The following is a 1,472-nucleotide window of genomic DNA, read 5'->3' as shown; positions in this document are numbered from 1 at the left end:
AAACATTCGCGATATCAATAATTTTCTCTTCAGTTTTTCAATGTTATTTGCTTTTTTCTTTATCATAGCCGTAATACTGTTGGCCGTCTTTTTGGTTTCCATAAAAAAAACTTACTATAAAAAACAATTCTTCGATATCTCCTGGATCGGTCCCAACAGTTTTCTTCATCATCAGTATAATTTAGCGGTATTCGGTAACCTTATTACTATCGTCCTGCTCATTATATGGTGTAATTACACCACGTTTTTACAGTCCTTTTTTATTCTTTTAGTGTCGGGCACGGCAGCTATACTTTTCATAAACAATCTGTATGCTGTATTTTATAAAAAAACCAACCCCGAGTTGTACAAACAAAAAAGGAACGCATCAATTGCGCTAAGCATCATTATTGGCCTTATAAATGTCGCGGCAGGTATTTCAACAGATGTTTTTCCCCTGTTAACTTATGAAATCACCTTATTCCTTCTTTTAGTATTAACCAGGAGAATTCATGCCTTACTTTGCGATAAAGATTTGCTTAAAAAATATAAGAGATGGGATTTTAGCACCAGCTATTCGGTAATGACGTTTACCCGCATTATAATAACAAGTGGCCTGCCCGTAGCCCTGTTTTACACTACTGCTTTTAATTACGAAACAAAGCTGGTTACACGTTACAGGCACACACAATTTATCAAAAACATAATAACACAAAACCCCTTATTATCAAAAAAGTCCACATTTGAAAATATTTACCCCGATGGTATCTGGATTAACAGGTACAATGTTTTATCCGGAAAACCAGGCATAACGCCGCCCTTAGAAAACTATTTTTCAACAACCTTATTTGATCAGTTAACAATTGATCAAGATAACCTTATACCAGGCATGAATGAGTTATATCACTCTGCTGCCGATAGCTTATGGATTTACAATGGATTATTTACTTCGGGCCAGAATTATACTTATTATAAACAATCGGCCAATTCCTATATCCAGGCCAGTTCCTTCCCTATTCAATATAATTTGCCGGGAATTACAATGGATAAAAAATGGTACCTGGGTGTAACTTACTGGAGCGGCTTTTTGGGTTCGCTCCTGCTTTTTTGCTATGTGTTTCATCGTATTTTAAGAAAGCTATTTGCATTAAACCTGCCTTCTGAAACATATTGGGAAAACATTGATAACCTTCTGTTAACCGATAATAAGCTTAACTCATTACTTTTTATAATCGGCTCTCCCGGTTCGGGCAAGCTGGATAGTGTTATCAGCTTAATACACGAACATAAAATTAAAGGAAAAAATGCTTCTGCAATAACCTATTCTTACACCGACGAAACCTTAAATAATTGTTTGATTGCTGATATGATTCATATTCCTAATGACGACAACAATCTTACCCAAATGGACTGGAACAATTTAAAAACTGCGGTAAGGGATACCAGGTACTCGCTGATCATTGTAAACCATTTTGAATACGATATAAAAAACC

1 protein-coding gene is annotated in these 1,472 nt (G+C 35.5%); it reads left to right on the top strand.

Annotated elements, in window-relative coordinates; translation table 11 throughout:
• Positions 1–343 precede the first annotated feature (343 nt).
• A partial coding sequence (locus AC1DPZ_RS27095) for a hypothetical protein (protein WP_477409364.1) occupies positions 344–1,472 on the top strand: 1,129 nt, incomplete at its 3' end.

The sequence above is a fragment of the Mucilaginibacter sp. P4_G9 genome, assembly GCF_056400985.1.
This window is presented reverse-complemented; position numbering and strand designations above follow the sequence as displayed.